Origin of the sequence: Aliivibrio sp. A6 (assembly GCF_028765505.1) — a bacterium.
In the GTDB taxonomy this organism is placed as follows: Bacteria; Pseudomonadota; Gammaproteobacteria; order Enterobacterales; family Vibrionaceae; genus Aliivibrio; species Aliivibrio finisterrensis_A.
This window is the reverse complement of sequence record NZ_JARACR010000065.1, coordinates 1-3,512: the sequence shown is the minus strand read 5'-3', so window position 1 is coordinate 3,512 and position 3,512 is coordinate 1. Positions and strand designations below refer to the sequence as shown.

Sequence of the window (3,512 nt, the reverse complement as noted above, 5' to 3'; positions counted from 1 at the left end):
ATACAAGATTCCAACTGAACCTTAAACTCCCCTTTAATTCGCTTTGCCATTTTAAATTCAATGTCATGGGAATATTGTTTAAAAACGTTTCTTAAAACCTGTTGCTGTTTCTCAGGCATTTTCTCTCCAAAAATTACAGCTTTGACTGCTTTTTTCGGATATGAATAAAATTCACCATCAAGTCCAATACTCATTGATTGATAAATCAACCTAATTTCTTCTTCATACTCCCAATTTTTAGGCTTAGTCGCCAACATTTTTTTATAAATGTCATTACTACGTGTTATCGAAATTTCTAACCATTCATTATATGACTCAGCTTCTTCGTCATTTTTAGCCGAATGAATGACATCAGAATGATAATCAATTTGATCAGTAAGCATCGCGATTAAAGCTGTGTCTATAATTGGCGGTGTTTCCTTATACGATACTTCATAAATCTCAGCCATATGATCATTTTGTTCAACTATTAATGCTTCATCGAATTCAATACAAAACCCACGAAGGCCATTTGCATAATGAGACCACATAAGTAAGTTATCAGCTCTCTTACTAAAACAACTTATTCTCGCTGCTCTAATAGCATCTTTTACATTAGGTTCCATACCTAGCAAACTATCTGAATATTCTTCATATTGCTGTTTTTCGCTGCCAATTAGAGGAATACTTCCATAACCCCATGCATCCAAAATCGCTTGAAGCCGCTGTGAATTTTCAGTTGAACATGGAAAACCAGTAACGACCTCTCCCCAACACTCAAAGGGATCATTAAATGATGCGTAATGGTTCATATAGATCTCATTATTTATAACACTCGAAACCGAGTATTCCGAGAACGAATAATATTTAAACATACATTACCTTGCTCTTGTATATAACGCCTGCATAACACGTTTGCTACGATACAGACTTAGCTGAATTTTACTGCCTTAATCACTGAAACTAAAGGCAAACTGACAACGCCGAGTGTAGTAAATCGTGTTGATGCATTTGTTATATTTTTTCAAAATACAAAGCTACAAGCATCTTCTTTATATTTGTATCTGTAAAGTTAAAATCATTTAGCCAAATATCTGAGTCGTTTAACTCCTTATAATATTCTTTGTTATCATCTGAATCAGATTGTTCTATTTTTAACCTTTGATCTATACCAAAATAAGATTGAGTCGATGTAGTAGAAAAGTAATTATTTGATTTATCTAAAGAGTACATTTCTTGTGGAAGCCAACCAGATCCATTGAAAGACCATTTGTTAGTAAAATTGATTTCTATATCACAAAATAAGTGCTTCTTTGTTGGATGTTGAAAGCACAAATCGCCATATTCATATTTGGTCAATAAATCTGTAGTTTTTAAAAAATACCATACAAATTCTGTTAATTCTTTACATAAATCAATATTATTTGGTATCTCAAATTGGTGCTCAACCTGATTTCTTAAAGTTATTAGTTTCTCTAACATTAAAGGACGAATCACTCCTAACATAACAAGTAAATCGTAGCTTCCTTTTGCTCCAAACAAACACTTTAGCTCTTTCAATTTATATTTTTTTGATAACTGATTGATTCTAAAATCAACAGCTCTTTTCAAGTTTGAAATGATATCGACCATAAAATGTGGCGAATTTTCAATAGTCAGAAGTGCTTCGGCATGTTCTAAATATGAATAGCTTTTTTGCCACCCATCAGTAGCCTCATTAAAACTATTTTTATTATAATTCCATTTAAATATATCTTCATTGATATAGATGCTCATTCATTACTCTCAAAACTCGAAAAAATATAACGCCGCAATAACACGTGCGAAAGACCGACTTATAAAACCAATTATACTCTAAACCGCGAATGCCGAATGTAAATAGCATCGTGTTGATTGCTTTGTTATACGAGCCTTGCTTTCGCTCCGATAAAATTGGTAAAGAACTGATTTACCAAGATTTACTGTAAATTGAGTTTAATTAGACTGGCTCAATTAAGCGAGCAAAATATCCAATCAACAACAATAATTGTGAAACGAAACAATCCTTTTTTCTTACACCATTTGTACGACTTGGTTTCAGCAACTTTTGAGCTGATAAACCAAATATCCTCGTCACAATTGGGATTAAAAATGCTGAGAGGAAAACACTGATGCAGGCTAAAATGAGGCATAACCAAAGAACAATTGAAGCGTAAATTAGCCTCTGAAACGCCTGAATTTGGGACAATAATAGTTCAATGCTGAACCTGATGAAACGAATATTAAAAGGCAACAAAGAAAAAGGAAACCCACCTTACTTTCACGCCTAAAAAACTAATGGTTCAATCGCTAAACTGAACCAAAAAACTGCATTCTCAGAGTTCGTATAACGCCTGCATAACACGTTTGCTACGATACAGGCTTAACTGAATTTTACCGCCTTAATCACTGAAACTAAAGGCAAACCGACAACGCCGAATGTAGCAAATCGTGTTGATGCATTTGTTATGCGCAGCCTTCTGACCATACTGCAAACTCATTGCTCCTTGGTTCAATAAAATGAAATCGACAACCATTAGGAAACTAAAAAATTGGACGAGATTTTTTATACGCTTCCTTCTGATTCTACGACTAAGATTCTTGCTTCACCGCGAGGGTGCGCAACATGCTCTGTTCCAATAGATGCATAAAATATATCACCAATTTCTAGGATTACTGATTGCTCATTTCCATTTTCTTTGAATAACATTTCAACAGTACCGTCTAAAACAACAAACACTTCTTCGCCATCATTTACATGCCACTTGTAAGGTTGATCAGTCCAATGTAAGCGCGTCGTAATACCATTCATATTTGCGATGTCTTTTGCACCCCAAGCACGTTCTGATTTGAACTTTTTACTTCTAATTATTTCCATGATATCCCCAAATTAAAAATAGCGCATAACGCCTGCATAACACGTTTGCTACTATGCAGACTTAGCTGAATTTTACTGCCTTAATCACTAAAACTAAAGGCAAACTGACAACGCCGAATGTAGCAAATCGTGTTGATGCATTTGTTATAAGCACACTCTCACACGGTTCATATGAACAAATTGAGCATCTTCGGATGTTACTTGGAAACCAAATTTACGATATAAACCGCCTACCCGATTACCTTGCAAATAACACAATTTCACTGGTTTATTTTCGCTATCAGCAAATTTTAAACACTGACTTAAAACCTGGCTTCCTATTCCTTTTCCATGAAAACTTGGCAATAAAAAGAAACGGCAAAAATAGAAATGGTCGCCTTTGTTTTGAAGCAAATAGCTACCTATTGCTTCACCTGACATTTCAATGATGGTTGGTTTTTCTTCATCCCATTCATCTTGATGCATTTCACGTTGGATTTTATCGTCCCAACCAAACACAGCCTTAATTGGCTCAAATTCAGCCGCCTTTTTAAGTTCAAATAAGAACTCAAAATCACTATCTTTCGCTGAACGCGTAGAAAATTTCAAACCTTTACCTCTGGCTCAAATAACCTTAATAAATCGGTGCTTATAACGC

At 34.7% G+C, this 3,512-nt stretch carries 4 protein-coding genes; all 4 read right to left on the bottom strand.

The features are described 5' to 3' along the window. The coding region (locus PVK70_RS18480; protein WP_274441704.1) for a DUF2971 domain-containing protein at window positions 1–791 on the bottom strand (791 nt) is incomplete at its 3' end. A gap of 202 nt (window positions 792–993) precedes the next feature. Beyond that, a complete protein-coding gene (locus PVK70_RS18475; RefSeq protein ID WP_130049448.1) occupies window positions 994–1,755 on the bottom strand; it encodes a hypothetical protein in 762 nt (253 codons plus the stop codon). Between the two features lie 808 nt (window positions 1,756–2,563). Further along, on the bottom strand, window positions 2,564–2,875 hold the full coding sequence (locus PVK70_RS18465) for a cupin domain-containing protein (protein WP_130049447.1): 312 nt from the start codon (window positions 2,873–2,875) through the stop codon (window positions 2,564–2,566). 144 nt (window positions 2,876–3,019) lie between these two features. Next, window positions 3,020–3,463 carry a GNAT family N-acetyltransferase gene (locus PVK70_RS18460; RefSeq protein WP_130049446.1) on the bottom strand — a complete coding sequence of 148 codons (444 nt, stop codon included), beginning with the start codon at window positions 3,461–3,463 and terminating at the stop codon, window positions 3,020–3,022. Between the last annotated feature and the right edge of the window lie 49 nt (window positions 3,464–3,512).